The organism is Acinetobacter sp. YH12095 (assembly GCF_013419245.1).
Lineage (GTDB): Bacteria > Pseudomonadota > Gammaproteobacteria > Pseudomonadales > Moraxellaceae > Acinetobacter > Acinetobacter towneri.
In genome coordinates this window covers 54,994-71,212 of the sequence record NZ_VPAL01000013.1, presented here as the reverse complement: position 1 = coordinate 71,212, position 16,219 = coordinate 54,994, and the positions used below count along the sequence as shown (strand labels likewise).

General features: G+C 39.3%; 18 protein-coding genes. 5 read left to right on the top strand and 13 right to left on the bottom strand.

What is annotated here, in order from left to right:
- Positions 1-442 precede the first annotated feature (442 nt).
- The 4 genes from FTU35_RS09805 to ftsY form a co-directional block, all read right to left on the bottom strand.
- Positions 443-1,108, bottom strand: coding sequence for a DUF2057 domain-containing protein (locus tag FTU35_RS09805; protein ID WP_096900938.1), 666 nt, complete (start codon positions 1,106-1,108; stop codon positions 443-445).
- Positions 1,109-1,302: 194 nt separating this feature from the next.
- Positions 1,303-1,896: a nitroreductase family protein gene (locus FTU35_RS09800; protein ID WP_004976581.1), complete on the bottom strand. Its 594-nt coding sequence runs from the start codon at positions 1,894-1,896 to the stop codon at positions 1,303-1,305.
- Positions 1,897-2,470: 574 nt separating this feature from the next.
- Positions 2,471-3,157 (bottom strand): nitroreductase family protein, encoded by a 687-nt coding sequence (locus FTU35_RS09795; RefSeq protein WP_154320761.1) that lies wholly within the window; start codon positions 3,155-3,157, stop codon positions 2,471-2,473.
- Positions 3,158-3,363: 206 nt separating this feature from the next.
- Positions 3,364-4,470 (bottom strand): signal recognition particle-docking protein FtsY, encoded by a 1,107-nt coding sequence (gene ftsY / locus FTU35_RS09790; protein WP_004976589.1) that lies wholly within the window; start codon positions 4,468-4,470, stop codon positions 3,364-3,366.
- 186 nt (positions 4,471-4,656) lie between these two features.
- On the opposite strand from ftsY, the gene FTU35_RS09785 reads away from it, so the two are divergent.
- Entirely contained in the window at positions 4,657-5,991 is a 1,335-nt protein-coding gene (locus tag FTU35_RS09785) for a pitrilysin family protein (RefSeq protein WP_180064706.1), read from the top strand.
- Between the two features lie 12 nt (positions 5,992-6,003).
- Positions 6,004-7,644 carry a pitrilysin family protein gene (locus FTU35_RS09780; RefSeq protein ID WP_180064705.1) on the top strand — a complete coding sequence of 547 codons (1,641 nt, stop codon included), beginning with the start codon at positions 6,004-6,006 and terminating at the stop codon, positions 7,642-7,644.
- Here the strand turns inward: FTU35_RS09780 and FTU35_RS09775 are convergent.
- Both FTU35_RS09775 and FTU35_RS09770 read right to left on the bottom strand, forming a co-directional pair.
- Entirely contained in the window at positions 7,541-7,858 is a 318-nt protein-coding gene (locus tag FTU35_RS09775; RefSeq protein ID WP_180064704.1) for a hypothetical protein, read from the bottom strand. The genes FTU35_RS09780 and FTU35_RS09775 overlap by 104 nt on opposite strands.
- A gap of 127 nt (positions 7,859-7,985) precedes the next feature.
- Positions 7,986-8,345 (bottom strand): hypothetical protein, encoded by a 360-nt coding sequence (locus tag FTU35_RS09770; RefSeq protein WP_180064703.1) that lies wholly within the window; start codon positions 8,343-8,345, stop codon positions 7,986-7,988.
- Positions 8,346-8,564: 219 nt separating this feature from the next.
- On the opposite strand from FTU35_RS09770, the gene FTU35_RS09765 reads away from it, so the two are divergent.
- From FTU35_RS09765 to FTU35_RS09755, 3 genes are all read left to right on the top strand, one after another.
- Complete coding sequence (locus tag FTU35_RS09765; RefSeq protein WP_004976599.1) at positions 8,565-8,798, top strand: hypothetical protein; 234 nt, start codon at positions 8,565-8,567, stop codon at positions 8,796-8,798.
- 150 nt (positions 8,799-8,948) lie between these two features.
- Positions 8,949-9,323: a DUF2750 domain-containing protein gene (locus FTU35_RS09760; protein WP_026438214.1), complete on the top strand. Its 375-nt coding sequence runs from the start codon at positions 8,949-8,951 to the stop codon at positions 9,321-9,323.
- A 117-nt stretch (positions 9,324-9,440) separates the two neighbouring features.
- Positions 9,441-9,875, top strand: coding sequence for a CBS domain-containing protein (locus FTU35_RS09755; RefSeq protein ID WP_180064702.1), 435 nt, complete (start codon positions 9,441-9,443; stop codon positions 9,873-9,875).
- Positions 9,876-9,967: 92 nt separating this feature from the next.
- Here the strand turns inward: FTU35_RS09755 and trpB are convergent, their stop codons facing one another.
- The 7 genes from trpB to recR all read right to left on the bottom strand — a co-directional run bounded on the left by trpB (position 9,968) and on the right by recR (position 16,219).
- Positions 9,968-11,176: a tryptophan synthase subunit beta gene (gene trpB, locus FTU35_RS09750; protein ID WP_180064701.1), complete on the bottom strand. Its 1,209-nt coding sequence runs from the start codon at positions 11,174-11,176 to the stop codon at positions 9,968-9,970.
- A 105-nt stretch (positions 11,177-11,281) separates the two neighbouring features.
- Entirely contained in the window at positions 11,282-12,469 is a 1,188-nt protein-coding gene (locus tag FTU35_RS09745) for a VWA domain-containing protein (RefSeq protein WP_004976609.1), read from the bottom strand.
- 14 nt (positions 12,470-12,483) lie between these two features.
- Entirely contained in the window at positions 12,484-13,335 is an 852-nt protein-coding gene (locus tag FTU35_RS09740) for a MoxR family ATPase (protein WP_004976610.1), read from the bottom strand.
- A 22-nt stretch (positions 13,336-13,357) separates the two neighbouring features.
- On the bottom strand, positions 13,358-13,741 hold the full coding sequence (locus FTU35_RS09735) for a hypothetical protein (protein WP_096901448.1): 384 nt from the start codon (positions 13,739-13,741) through the stop codon (positions 13,358-13,360).
- A 21-nt stretch (positions 13,742-13,762) separates the two neighbouring features.
- Positions 13,763-14,071, bottom strand: a complete 309-nt coding sequence (locus tag FTU35_RS09730) for a YcgL domain-containing protein (RefSeq protein ID WP_004976615.1) — start codon at positions 14,069-14,071, stop codon at positions 13,763-13,765.
- 169 nt (positions 14,072-14,240) lie between these two features.
- Positions 14,241-15,383, bottom strand: coding sequence for an HRDC domain-containing protein (locus FTU35_RS09725; protein WP_096901447.1), 1,143 nt, complete (start codon positions 15,381-15,383; stop codon positions 14,241-14,243).
- A 239-nt stretch (positions 15,384-15,622) separates the two neighbouring features.
- Positions 15,623-16,219: a recombination mediator RecR gene (gene recR / locus FTU35_RS09720; RefSeq protein WP_004976618.1), complete on the bottom strand. Its 597-nt coding sequence runs from the start codon at positions 16,217-16,219 to the stop codon at positions 15,623-15,625.

Sequence of the window (16,219 nt, the reverse complement as noted above, 5' to 3'; positions counted from 1 at the left end):
TCATTTTGAAGTTTTAATCTAAACTTCCAAATCTGGCTCATCAATTTTCTGACTTAAATTTCGCTCAAATAAACTTCGAGTAATTTAAACCAATCAATCAATGAAATATGTTCGATCGATCAATCAGCAAAAATCCACACAAGTTGTTCTTCATAATCTCTTAATGATTTCCTGTTATTTCGTCAATAACAGCACCAATTCAATCAACACTGCGTTGGTGTGTTGCGTATTCTATACAGTTTTTGAATAGACGCAATATATTTTTTAGTTTTTTTTCAAAAAAAGCACCATCCGCCCAAATTTTAGACGCATTTCATATTTTTATCACACTTTTCTTATAATTTGTCTTTTTTTCGCACGTTACTGGATTGGTTTTTAAATAAATCCTTTTAAGGCGATAACAAAAAACAACCAGCTCAATGGAGCTGGTTGCAAATCAACATTAATTGGCTTGTTCTGCAAGCCATGACATGAATTTTTGTCGCTCTGCTTTAGTGGCTTGTTGCCACAATTGAATCAATTGTTGCTCTTTGCCCTGTGTTTGTTTTGCTGTAGGCAATGTTACTGAGGTGGTTTTCTCAGATGGCAACACTGCTGCCGCGGTATAAACTGCTGCTGGCTGATTGACCGCAGCACTATTTTGAGTGGTATCTACAGTTTTATTAAGCCAACTACCACCTAACCAACCAGTTGAGTTTGCTTTAGCACCTGTTTGTTGTACCAGCAACTGATTCTTTTGATTATATAAACCAACGCTTGGTTGATCTTTGAATTCTTTTGCAGCATCGAAGTCTTTAGGTGGATTTACCAAAGCGAGTCGATAGTTTTCGCCATCTTGAAGAATTGGGGTTTTGAGTGTAATGACGTCTGATTTTAAAATATCGTGCGCACCATTATGATGTTCAAAATATTGTTGATAACGCAAGTTAATGACATTTTCACCCGCATTGACTTTCACTTGCTGTGCAGAACTGAATAAACCTGAACGAATTTGTTGATCATTTACAGCGAGCAACTTAATTTCTTCAGGTACTGCAATAGTTACTGCTGAAAATGCTGAACTACAAGCCATCAATGCAATACTTGCTATGCCTAATTTAAATGCCATATTTCACTCTATATCGTTTATTAAAGTTTGATTGCACTATGCAATGTATAAATGACAGTTTTATGACAATTCATGGGTTTAGGCATTTGCACATGAATAAGTAAGTTGTAAGGCACATCACTACCCCCAGAAACAAAAAAGTAGGATGAATCATCATCCTACTTTTTTGTCTGTGCAGTATGTGTTGCTAGAGCTTAGTTAAAGCTTTTGAAACGTGCTGCATCATCCATAAATGTTTTTTCACCAGCAGGTGCTTCAATTGAACCAAACACTAATTGTGCACGTAGTTTCCAGTTTGCAGGAATGTCATAAGTTTGCGCAACTTCTTCATCTACGATTGGATTGTAGTGCTGTAATGATGCACCCACATTGATTTCAGATAAAGCTGTCCACGCTGCGAATTGTGCAATCCCTGTCGAATGTTCTGACCATACTGGGAAGTTGTCTGCATATAGCGGGAATTGCTCTTGTAGACCTTTTACAACATCTTGATCTTCAAAAAATAAAGCTGTACCAAAACCTGCAATAAAGCTATTAATTTTTGCTTCAGTGTTTGCAAATGCTTCTGCAGGAACCATTTTATGTAAAGTTTCTAAAACGATGTTCCAAAATTGTGTATGCGATGCACCGTATAAAGTCACAACACGTGAAGTTTGCGAGTTAAATGCAGATGGGCTTAAACGAACTGCTTGTTTGATTGTACTTTCAATAGTTGCCTGATCTACAGAAACATTTTTACCAAGTGCATAGATTGAACGGCGTTTTTCTAATTGATTTAAAAATGACATTTTTAATTCCTCTGCAGAATTTTGTATAAATTAATTGATACAGCGATATTAAGCTTTTTATTCAGCATAAACATTACAAAAAATACGACAGTGTGTTTTATGTATAGAACGATTATAGTTATATAAAGTGACAAATGTATGTGACTGCATTTAGGGTCTGTTGACATTTCATAAATGGCTTGCGCTGTAGGCTAAAACTGAGCAGATCAGGCATGAAACGCAGGGAATAGCGAGACTATTGCCAAGTTTCATAACGCAATCTGAGAAAGTTTTAGCCACAGCCTGAGCAAAAACAAGCACTGCTTTGTTTGCAGCGCAAGGCGCAGCGAAGGACGAGCATATTTTTTGCTGCTATTGCGTTATGAGTCAGTCACTTAGAATGACTAAATTTCCTGCCTCATGCCTTATATCAGCTAAAAAATATGCGTAGTCGCAAACATAGACGAATTGTCAACAGACCCTATTACCTTTTATTCTATAGATACAGTCTATTGCAATATAAATATGCTGCGGTTCGCTCTTTGTAGCACATAATAATAAGCTGATTTGACCAATCTTCATCAAATGCTGTTATTTAAGCATAGACTTTAAATTGATTTTGATAGTGTGCATGACTCCGTTCGGTTACTTCTTCTTCAATTGATCCAAAAACGAGTTGTGAACGTAACAACCATGTATCTGGAATATCAAAATGCTCTGCCACAGCACGGTCTATGTTTGGATTATAATGCTGTAAAGATGCACCCACGCCTGAATCTGCCAATGCTGTCCACACTGCAAATTGCGCCATGCCTGAAGTTTGCTCCGACCAAATTGGAAATTCTGCAGCATTAAATGGAATTTTCTTTTGCAATTGACGAATCACTTGTTGATCTTCATAGAACAATACCGTGCCAAAAGCTGCTGCACATTGTTCGATTTTCATTTTAGTACCTGGAAAAACCTGCTCTGGTACAAACTGACGTTGTACTTCCTGTACTAAATTCCAAAATTTTTTATGTGATTCAGAAAATAAAATAACCACGCGCGTACTTTGTGAATGATGTGCCGATGGACAGCTACGCACAGCTTCCTGAATCAGCTCGGTCATATAAGTTTGGCTAAAATGAACGCGTTTTCCTAAAGCATAAATACTACGGCGCTTTTTTAATTGATCGATGAAAGTCAGTTCATTTGCGTCATAGTTCGGCTTTTTCTTAAGCTTAAAGTCTTTCGTGATATCTGCTGTAAGCACATGACCAATTTTATTTAACAGTGTCATTTTGACTTCCCCAAAAAATCAATCAAAATCAATCTAATATTTTTTCTTATTCTATATAGACGAAAGTGCTTTTATTCACATTCGTATTTTTAGCTGCTGCTTTTTACAACACTCAAACCCGCTAAAAACAACAAACTCCGCATTTTGCGAAGTTTGTGTGAAACTTACAGCATTTTACATTTTAGCTTTAAAACTTAATTCAAAACTTATTTTTCAGTTTCAAACAGTGCTGCAACAAATGCTTTGGCTGAGAATGGACGTAAATCATCAATTTTTTCACCCACACCAATAAAGCGAATTGGCACATGGCTACGGCTTGCAATGTTAAATAACACGCCGCCTTTTGCAGTGCCGTCCAGTTTAGTGATGGTGATGCCTGTTAAGCCAACAGCCTCATCAAACATTTCAACTTGGTTAATGGCATTTTGACCCGTGCCTGCATCCACAACCAACATCACTTCATGCGGTGCAGTCGCATCAATTTTTTGCATCACACGCTTAACTTTAGTCAATTCTTGCATCAGGTTGCTTTTGTTATGCAAACGTCCAGCAGTATCTGCAATTAACACATCAATGCCTTTGGCACGCGCACTTTCAAACGCATCGAAAATAACAGAAGCACTGTCTGCACCGTGACCTTGTGCAACAACGGCAACATCGTTACGCTCACCCCAAATCTGCAATTGTTCTGTCGCTGCAGCACGGAAAGTATCCCCTGCGGCCAACATGACTTTTTTACCTTCGCCTTGTAAGCGTTTCGCTAACTTGCCAATGGTTGTGGTTTTACCTACACCATTCACACCCACGACTAAAATCACATAAGGGGTTTTATTGGCATCAATATGTAAAGGTTTTACCCGTGGCGCAAGCAAAGCCACTAATTCTTCTTGCAAAGCCTTATATAAAGAATGTGAATAAATTAAGTCGCCACGCGCAGTACGCTCGGTCAAATTGGCAATAATGGTTTTCGTTGCATCTACACCAATATCTGCAACCAACAGTTGTTCTTCGACTTCTTCTAATAATTCATCATCAATTTCTTTACCGCCAATCAGAATATTCACCATGCCATCGGCAAAGTTTTTACGGGTTTTGGTTAACCCTTCTTTCATGCGACTAAAGAAACCACCTTTCGCAGGCGCATCCGTGTCTGATGATGTTTCTGCAGCATGTTCAGAGGTTTCTGCTTGTTGTAGAGGTGTTGTTTCAACAATCGGAATATTTACCGCTGGTAAATTCGGTAATGTGACATCATCATCTCCGATATCAGCATCAATCAAAAATTTATTTTGCCCATTAGATTGCTGTTGCATGCCGAATCCTTGAAAAGCATTGCGTTAAAAAATCGGATTCTAACATAAACCAATTGCTTTTACCTCGTATTCCAACCACATAGCCGCATACAAAAAATACCTACAGCAATCCTTGCCTTTCCGCTTTAATTTCTGAAAGATAAGCCGATAACGATTGATCTCTACTTGCTTATGTTCCAATTTTCGATGAAGTCTGTTTGTGCGTTACTTTTGGGTTTAACGGCTTCGATTTGCCATGCAGAAGTTTTAACTGCGAATAACACTTTTGAAACCACGCTCAACAATGGTTTAAAAGTCATTATTCGTGAAGACCATCGTTCTCCTATGGTGATGACACAAATTTGGTACAAAGTAGGCAGTAGCGATGAGTCGGGAAATACACTGGGTATTTCACACGTACTTGAACACATGATGTTTAAAGGTACAGCCAAAGTACCGAATGATGAATTTACCCGTTTAAGTCGTATTTATGGTGGCAATGTCAATGCAGCGACCTTTATCAATTACACCAATTATTATCAGCTCTATCCCAAAACTTATTTCCCACTGGCTTTAGAGTTGGAAGCCGACAGAATGAGTAATTTGTTGCTTCGCCAACAAGATTTTGAGCCTGAAATTAAGGTGGTGATGGAAGAACGACGGCAACGTACCGATGATAATCCACGGGCTTTGGCTTTTGAACGCTTTAAATTGATTGCCTACCCAACCAGCCATTATCGCCAACCCATTATTGGTCACATGAAAAACTTGCAAAGCATTCAGCTGCAAGATGTACAGGCGTGGTACAAAAAATGGTATCGCCCCAATAATGCTATTTTAGTGATTGTGGGTGATGTAGATCATCAAGCCGCATTATTGCAAGTCCAAAAGTATTTTGGAGATATTCCGAAAGCACCTACGCCACCGCGTAATGATGTGTTGGAGTTTGAACAACTAGGTTATCGGCACATGGAATTGTCTGCGGCTATACAAGTTCCTAATTTATATATGGCTTGGAATGTCAGCTCACTAGCAACAGCCAAAAATCCTCAAGATGCCTTTGCGCTCACCATCATCAAACAACTATTAGACAGTGGAATTACTTCACGTTTAGAACAGCGCTTGGTCAGAAATAATAAGATACTTAGCTCCGTCAGTGTCAGTTATGATCCGTATCAACGTGGGGATAGTTTGTTTAGTATTTCAGCATTGCCTGCAGCAGGTGTAACGTTAAGCGAAGCACAGGTCGCGATTCAAAACGAAGTGGATACGCTAAAACAGGATTTGGTCAATTCAAGTGAAATTGAGCGCGTGGTAACTCAATTTGTGGCCAATTGGATTTATAGTCAGGATGATTTGGCAGGACAAGCCCGAACCATTGGCAATTTGGAAGTCAATGGATTCAGTCACCGTTTAATCGATGTTTTACCACAACACTTCCAAGCGATTACTGCCCAGGATCTGCAACGTGTTGCGCAAAGTTACTTTAACAAAGACAGACTTAGCACCTTGTATTTATTACCTCAAAGCACAACACCTTAAACTGTGATTTTCATGAAAAAACATCTATTCAGCACGCTTATTTTAAGCACTAGTTTTAGCCTATGTTCTGCTGGCTTTGCGATGGAAACTGCCACCACAGCAGCGCATGATTTTGCTGAAACAGATGTAAGTACGCCTTTACAATCTTTGAGCTTGCTGCACAGTTTAAATGCCGTAAATGAATTGGTCGATGTTCGCGCTCCACAGGTGCATGAATTAAAAAATCATCGAAACGTACGCACTTTATTTGTCGAAAATCCTGCTTTGCCAATGGTTGATATTCAACTGACTTTTAATGCAGGTTCTGCCCGCGATGCAGAAATTGAAAAAGGTTTATTTGGCGTTGCCAATATGGCAGCGCAACTGATGGATGAAGGTACTAAAAGTTATAAGGCTGAAGAAATTGCCGCAGCCTTTGAAACCACAGGCGCACGTTTTAGTGCCACGGCGTACCGCGATATGTTTGTGGTACGGCTAAGAACACTCTCTGATCCGCAGAAAATGCAAACTGCCGTCAAAATGATGTTGGAAATACTAAAAAACTCGACTTTTGAGCGCTCCAATATCCAGCGGATGCAAAGCAATACACAAATCGGACAAAAACAACTGCAAGAAAATCCAAGCCGTTTAATGAATATTCGCTTATATCGCGCAATTTACGGACAACATGCCTATGCAGAACCCATTACAGGCACCAATGGCAGTATCAAACGAATTCAACCAACGCACTTACAACAATTTAGAGATCAGTTTCTGGTCGCGCAAAATATGAATATTGCCATTACAGGCAAATTAACCTTAAAAGAAGCAGAAAAACTTGCCAACACTATAAGCACACATATTGTCCAAGGTACTGCAGCAACAGCTTTGCCACGGCCTACACCTGCAACACGGTTCAACATCCAGCATATTCCTTATCGCTCACAACAAGCGCATGTGAGTATTGCGCAACTTGCGACCACACGCGATGATCCTGATTATTTGGCTTTGGAAATTGCCAATAAAATACTGGGTGGCAGCAGTTTCAATTCTATTTTGATGAAAGAATTACGAGTAAAACGTGGCTACACTTACGGCGTCAGCAGTTCGTTTCGTTTTACCCAAGCAGCGGGTTTATTTAGCTTAGGCTATTCTACGCGCCAAGATCAGTTACTCGATAGTATTCAGGTCGCTCACCAAAGCTTAATTCAATTTGTGCAACAGCCCATCAATTTGGAACAATTAAAAGAAACCAAAGCAGGTTTAATTCGTGCTTTTCCGAATCAATACAGCAGTAATGCCAGTATTAATGCCCAGCTTGGACACATCGGTTTTTATCGGCTTCCTGCAAATTATTTAAGTGATTATGCAGAACGCGTGGAGAAAATTACCGCAGAAGATGTACAACGTGCTGTTCGCAAACATTTACACCCAGATAGTTTAACTTTGGTGATTGTGAGCGAACATTTAGATAAAGCGGCATTGGAAAAAATGCTACAGGACAATTTACTTGCGCCAATATCTTTAACACCGACACCGCGCAATATGAAAACGACGCCAATAGATAAAATTACTCTTGCACCAAGGCAGGAAGTTGTTGAGCCCGATCTTGCTCCATCTGATGTGCCTGCATCAATTTTAAATAATGCACATAACGAATTGGACGTTGATTGATTAAACGCACTGCCATGTCTTGGGTATTGGCATACATAGATTGTTGCGACAAACGCTCAACATTTTGAAATTGTTGCACCCCAACTGGGCGATAAAGCGCAACACTTGCTAAAGTTAAAATAATAAAAATGATACTCAGCACAACAATATTATAAATTTGCTCGAGTTTCAGTTGAGAAATAAATTGAATCGTTTTTTGAATTGCGTTGTGCATGACCTACCTCTAATCGCCTTAGTGTAGGATGCCCTTGTGAGTTGTACAAGTTAAACAGCTCAATTTTTACTGTATCGTCACGGTAAAAATTGAGCCTTTTTCTACAAATTCTACAAAGCATTCAGCTTTAGCCAATGGTGCCACGAATTACGGCAAAGTATAAAATCAATGCAATGACTGCAAGCACCAAGAAAATAGCAAATATACTGACACCGCCCTCTGCTTCGGCAGGATGCAGTTCGTCTTCATCTGCGATACGGAGTAATTCACCATCATAATTACGGTAAAATTCTATACGATCGCTTCGCTCTAAAGTCTTAGCAAAATCAGCCACACGTTTACGTTGCGCCAAGCAGTATTCACCTAAATGAACATCTCGACGGAAAATTGCCTCATCTAGTTTTTTACGGTGATGATGTGCCAGCTCAATAATTTGAGAAGTCAATGGAGGTACATCAAAAGCACATCCGTCTACGGATCTTGTCATGTTATTCTCCTTTTTTATCATGCTTAGAGCTTTAGTTTAATCAAAATTAAACTTGTTCAATGTTTAATCATGTAAACTTGAAATATGCTAATCAACCCCGATAATTATTTGACAATTCAATCAAATTGTAATATTAGTTTAACAATATAGTGTTAAATTGATATGAAGCCTAAAAGGTAGGCTTAAATAAGTAATCATAATTACAATAAGGAGTTTTATATGATTCAAACGATCTCTCACCATGACTTAGAGCATGTTTATGCAAATGCAGTGAACACGATTCATTCACAAATGAACTTCCAAGATGCGGTAAAACAACTCGAAGAAGCTGCACGCGCAGGACATGGTAAAGCGGCAATGTTCTTAGCAGAACTGTATTATCAAGGTTTCCGTGTAGAACGTGATTCATTGAAAGCACAATACTGGCAAAACATGGCTACCATGCAAGCATAATAAAACGTCACTTAGGTGGCGTTTTTTTTGACCCTTTTTTAGAGACTTAAACCATAAATACATATTTATTTACGATTTTAAGCAAAGCTTAAACGGTATATTCATCAATTCTTTTTACAATATAGTCAAATTTTACAACCTTGCTTGATTATGAATCAGATTAACCAACTCCAACCTTTACCAAAGGATTTCCTGCTTAAAGTTACACTATTAAAATCAATGATGTACTGCGGTGTACTTTGGGGTTTATTCCATCAAGGTTGGGCAATGAGTTCAGATCACGATGATTATATTTTCCCTTTTTGGTTAAATGCGGTACAGGCGCATAAATATGCAGCAAAGCACTGGCCACAATACATTCCTCGTAAAATTTCCGCGCAGGATTTCGAGACTTCTTTATTACCAACGCTCACTCGTTTAAATGTCACTCCAACCTTATATGGTTCGTCAAGTCAAAAAATTAAACTGACCACTTCACAAATGAAACATTTCTTTTTTAATGAATCTACGTTAAATATTGCTTAAATAGTAACGGAATAGCATTGATATAAAATTAACAATCGTGACGCTAAAGTATTTGCAATTTTAACATTTCACGTTACTTTAAAAGTCAAACAATAAACAACAATCAGGACACAGAATATGACCAAGGTAATTCACGTTTTACAAGATAAAGCACATCACGAAATTTACACAATTCGCCCAGAAGCAACGGTTTTAGAAGCAATTAGTTTAATGGCTGAAAAAGGCATTGGTGCGTTGGTGGTTACCGATCAAAACAATCATGTGGTTGGTATTCTGTCTGAGCGTGATTACACCCGTAAAGTTATTTTGATGGAACGAACTTCTAAAAGCACAACGGTTAGTGAAATTATGACTGCTAAAGTACTGACCGTGACCAAAAACACCAGTGTGAAAGAATGCTTAAACTTAATTACTGACCATCATTTACGTCACTTACCTGTACTTGAAGGTGAGCAGTTGGTAGGTTTAGTGTCGATTGGTGACTTGGTGAAAGCGACTATGGATGATCAGCGCAAACTGATCGAGCAGTTACAACAATATATTGCAAGCTAAGACACTGTTTTATAAAACCTGCCAAATATAAAGTAAAGATAAAAAAACCGCCTAAACTTACACATTTAGGCGGTTTTTCATATTCAGTAGAATTAATTCAAACCTAATTTTTCTGCTACATAGTCTGAATCTTTATCACCACGACCTGAAAGATTAACCACAATTTTCACGTTTTTTGCCATTTTTGGTGCTTCACGTAATGCCCACGCCACCGCATGTGAGCTTTCCAAAGCAGGTACAATACCCTCTACACGTGACAACGTCATAAAGGCATCTAAACATTCTTGGTCAGTTGCCGTTGAATACTCCACGCGACCAATGTCTTTTAAGAAGCTATGTTGCGGCCCCACACCTGGATAATCCAAACCAGAGGCAATAGAGTGCACTGGCAATGGCTCACCATGTTCATCTTCAAGTACATAACACGCCATACCGTGAAGCTGGCCTGGTTTACCCAAAGTTAGGGTTGCAGAGTGTTGATCTGTATCTAAACCATGCCCTGCAGGCTCAACACCCACAAGTTTCACTTCTGCATCATTTAAGAATGCGGTAAATGCACCCACTGCGTTTGAACCACCGCCCACACATGCCACGATATAATCTGGATTTACTCCAAAGCGTTCTTGGCTTTGCATTTTAATTTCATCACCTATAATAGATTGGAAATCACGCACCATTTTTGGAAATGGGTGTGGCCCAACCACAGAACCAATCGCATAAATAAAGTTTTTTGGGTCTTTTAAATATTCTTCAAAAGCGCTGTCCACTGCATCTTTTAAAGTGGCTGTACCGCGGGTCACTGAAATCAGGTTGGCACCTAGAATTTTCATTTTCACCACATTCGGGTGTTCTTTTTCAATATCCACCTGTCCCATGTGAATTTCACACGGAATTCCCACTAGCGCACATGCCGTCGCCAAGGCTACCCCGTGCTGTCCCGCACCAGTTTCTGCAATGACTTTGGTTTTACCCATATATTTGGCTAGTAATGCCTCGCCTAAACAGTGGTTAATTTTATGTGCACCAGTATGGTTTAAATCTTCACGCTTTAAATAAATTTGCGCACCACCTAACTGTTCAGATAAACGCTTGGCATGGAATAAAGGACTTGGACGGCCAACATAGTGAGCAAACAAATCTTTTAATTCATTCTGAAATTCTGCCGTTTTACGAATTTCCTCATAAGCAACGTTAATTTCATCCATGGCTTCATTTAAATGTGGTGGAATAAACTGCCCGCCATATTGCCCGAAAAAACCGTCTTCATTCGGTAATGCGATGCCATTGATTTGATGATCCATATCGATCCCCTCAGATTGAAATTCACGTTGCCTATCGTGTCTGCACTTACTTAGTCTTCGCCTAACAATCACTCAAAAGTTGAGTGATATTGACGAAAATGACGATTAACGCGCCAAATATTTAGTCATATCTTCAATGCCTTTTAAAGTCATTGGATACATATGATGTTCAAAAATTTGTTTAATTAAACCAATGGTATGTGTGTAATGCCAATAGCCTTCCTGTTCAGGATTCAGCCATGCGGTTTTTTCAAAATGCTGACGCAGACGTTGTAACCAAACTTGCCCTGCCTCATCATTCATATATTCTACCGAACCACCAATCGAATTCAGCTCATAAGGTGCCATACTCGCATCACCGACCACAATTACCCGATAGTCGCGTCCATAGGTATTCAACAAATCCCACGTATTCATACGGGTACTGCTACGGCGTAAATTATCTTTCCAAACATAGTCGTATAAACAGTTGTGGAAATAAAAATATTCGAGGGTTTTAAACTCAGTTTTGGCCGCACTAAACAGTTTTTCACATTGGGCGATGTGTGCATCCATCGAGCCACCCACATCAAACAACATCAACACTTTGACGCGATTACGACGTTCTGGCACCAATTGCACATCTAAAATGCCCTGTTTGGCAGTTTCTCGGATAGTGCCATCAATATCCAATTCTTCAGCTGCACCTTGACGGGCAAATTTACGCAAACGACGCAGTGCCAATTGCATTTGTCGTGTACCTAAAATCTGTTCATCGTCTAAATTTCGATACTGACGCTGCTCCCAGACTTTAACAGCTGAACGCTTACGTCCAGGCCCACCAATGCGTACACCTTCAGGATGATCACCAAAAGCACCAAACGGTGATGTACCGCCCGTACCAATCATACGGTTGCCACCCTGATGCTTTTTATGCTGCTCGCGTAAACGCTCTTCCAGCATTTTCATCAATTCTTCTAAAGAACCTGCTTTTTTCAGCTCTTCGCGTTGTTCTGGCGTGAGATGTTTTTCTAATAGTTCTAAGTCGAACCAGTCTTTAGGCAATTGATGAACTTGCTGCAGTAAATCATCTAAATCAAAAGTGGAAATGCCATCAAAATAATCTTTCATGGCACGGTCAAACTTGTCAAAAAAACGCTCATCTTTGACCATGACGGTTTTAACAAGTTGATAGAATTCATCTTGATCTGCAAAAACCAGACCCGATGCCACCGCCTGATTTAAGTCAATCAATTCACGTGTGGTGACAGGTACACCGTAACGTCGCAAGGTATAAAACAAGCGCACGAACATGGCATTGTCCTCCCTTAACGGCGCGACATAAAGGCTAAACGCTCAAGCAATTGCACATCTTGTTCATTTTTGATTAATGCACCGTATAAAGGCGGAATGGCTTTGCTTTTATCGCTATTACGCAAAATATCTTCCGGCATGTCATCTGCCATCAATAGGCTTAACCAATCAATTAATTCAGACGTAGATGGTGGTTTTTTTAAGCCCGGAACTTGGCGCAATTTAAAGAAAACTTGTAAAGCTTCTGAAACCAATGTGCTTGAAATATTCGGGAAATGCACATCGATAATATCGCGCATGGTCGCTTCATCTGGGAAATCAATATAATGGAAGAAACAACGACGTAAAAAAGCGTCTGGCAACTCTTTTTCATTATTTGATGTGATGATCACGATTGGACGTTGTGTTGCCGTAATGGTTTCGCCTGTTTCATAAACATAAAACGACATTTTATCGAGTTCATGTAGCAGGTCATTTGGGAATTCAATATCTGCCTTGTCAATTTCATCAATCAACAACACACAGCGTTCTTCGCTGGTAAATGCTTCCCACAATTTCCCGGGTTTAATATAGTTTTTAACATCATACACACGGTCATCGCCCAGTTGGCTGTCACGCAAACGCGACACTGCATCATATTCATATAAACCTTGCTGCGCTTTGGTGGTCGATTTAATGTGCCATGTAATCAACTTTAAACCCAAACTTTTAGCAACTTGCTCTGCCAATAAGGTTTTACCTGTACCTGGCTCACCTTTCACCAAAAGCGGTTTTTGCAAAGCACGTGCGGCTTTCACCGCAAGTTTTAAACTATCAGTCGCAATGTACTGATCTGTACCCGAAAATTGTTGCGCATCAACAGACATGATTTTACCTTAATTGTTTTAGTTACAGTGGTGAGGTATTTTTCTTGGCTTTATAAGTCGTTTGTTTAAGACAGTATCTTGACCAGAAATAACCGATCAATAAGCCAAGACCGATCACAAATAAAATGGCAGATAAATTAGACCAAACCAATGGGGTTTCTTTGGTTAAAACACCAAAAAGAAGTCCAAAGATGGCTGGGGCAAGTGCTGCATTGCTGCCTTCTGATACTGTTGGGGTAAGTAAAATTGCAAACAGCACAATCCAAGTGATACCACCTAACGGATTGGGCAAGCGTTTGGCAATTTCGTACCAGCACCATAAAATAATGGCACTCCCCAACAAATAAACAGAAACAGCAATTGCAGTTTCAGGAATTGAATCCAATCCAGTCATCACACTATTCATTTCTCAACTCCTGAATAAAGCTTAAGCACCACGTAAACCTTCTGGTTCAACGGCATTTGGGTTAATTAAGCCTTCTGGTGGCACTTGAATAAAGAAGCCACGTGTTTGAATAGAATCCATGACATGCAAAACATTCACACGTGCCAACTTACGGCTTTCAGACAGTTGCAAATCCATTACAAATGTCGCACGACCAAATGCAACTCGCATTGGCTCAGGTAAAACCTCTAGCGGGTTAAACGCTTCTGCTTGATCTTCAGTTTGCTCAGGACGGGCGATGTATAAATACATCTCATCTTTTTTGCTCGATTTATAAATTGAACAGTGCATAAACAACAAAACTCTAAAAACTCAGTCAAAGGATACAACAAAAAAAACCGAGATACATTAACCATTATTAACGCATTGGTCTATGTTTACACTCAAACAAAGAATGGCGTGAAAATTCATCCATTTTCAGGTGAAAAACGGCTTTATTTAAAATGTGGATCGGTTTGATTTATTCAGCAACTTTCATCTGACCAGACAAATAACGCTCGTCGGCATGTAAAACTTCAATTAAAGGCTTGGTGAGTAATTCATAACGCCAACCTAACAAATAGTTAGGCAAATCTTGCTCATCGTTATGAAATACCACATGCTGATAAAGCGCATTGAGCCATTTTTTACGCAGCAAAACTTCTTTTGGAATTTGAGTTTCCTGTACGGCACGTTGAATCACCTGTTCTACATTTTCGCCCACTTCTTTTGAAGAATGACGAATTGGTCGCGCCATACGTAATGGCCATTGTGATTGATCAGGCAAATATTTAATTAAATCTAAAATAGTTTTGCCATGTTCACGCACAATATGCGCACGTAAATCTTTAATAGTACTGAGCTGGAACTGATTTTTAGGATTTTTCTCGACCAAGTCCAGCATAGTAGAATTACGCAAAATAAAACTACGTGGTTGGTTTAAGGCTTTTACCATTTGCTCACGCCAAACGGCCAATTGTTGCAATTGCATGAGTTGACGGCGTGAATGACGATAGTTGCCCACATCCTGATACAACAACTCTAAAGGTGTTTCTTCACCAATTTCCTGAGTTAAATTGCGGCAATCTTCTTGTGCAAAATCCAGTAAATAATTTTGTTTTAAGTCGGTTTGTACCTTATCTGCCAATTGCATTAGATACAACACATCATTGGCAGCATAATTTAACTGCTCATCGGACAACGGACGTGCAAGCCAGTCTGAGCGAGTTTGCCCTTTATCAATATCGACATTGAGCATGGTTTTTAAAGCGTTTTGATAACTGACTTGTAAACCATGCCCTAAAAATGACATGCCAACTTGGGTATCAAACACGTTATCTAAGTTTTTTTGCTGTGCATAATGATAAATTAAATCAATATCTTCACCGCAGGCATGAAAAATATTTTGCTGCGCTTGAAACAGTTTTTCCCAAAATGCACTTAAATTTAAAGAAGTGCCATCTAACAAATAGACCTGATCATTCACATTAATTTGGAATACACCCAATTTTGGCCATAAAGTATCAACCTTAATAAATTCGGTGTCTAAACCATAAATGCTGTTTTGGCTCATTAATGCCAAGACATTTTCAAAGTCTTTTTGTTGGTGAATAAATTGGAACATAGCGAGCAGGTAAAACAGGATTCTCTAGGGGTTCATTTTAAACATTAAATAGCATTTAGCTATAAAAATATGTCCAGTATTTTCAATTTTTATCTTATTTCTAAGTCGATACAGTGAAAATTTAAATTTTTTATCGTTTTTTTATCTTAATTTGATTTTTTATTGGCTTTAAAGGCAAGTAATCATTTTTGTGGATGATTTATCAAATGACTATTCACATGAAATAAGCACCTAAATGCTTATTTCATTCGCATCCGATTATGCACCGCCTGACTTAAAGTATGGCTATCGACATATTCAAGTTCGCCACCTTGCGGCACACCTTGCGCAATACGGGTCATCTGCACAGGCAAATGTTTGGTCGCTTCTGCCAAATAGTGCGCTGTCGCCTGACCTTCTACGGTTGCATTGGTCGCCAAAATGACTTCGGTAATGTTGCCATCACTTAAACGCTGAACCAGATATGGAATACCAATTTCGTCAGGCCCAATGCCATCTAAAGGTGATAAGTGTCCACCTAAAACATGGTATTTGCCACGAAAACTGCCGCTTTGCTCAATCGCCATGACATCGGCCGGAGATTCCACCACGCAAAGTAAGTGTGCATCACGATCATGTGAGGCGCAAATATTGCAGACTTCATCTTCCGTTAATGAGTGACAAATTGAACATTCATGAATATAGCTAGTAGCTTCGTTCAAAGCATGAGCCAAACCGACTGCACCTTCTCTATTTTTCATAATCAGGTGCAATGCCATGCGTTGAGCCGATTTTGGCCCAACACTTGGCAAAATGCGTAGCGCTTGTACCAGTTGATCAAAACGATCACTAAACAT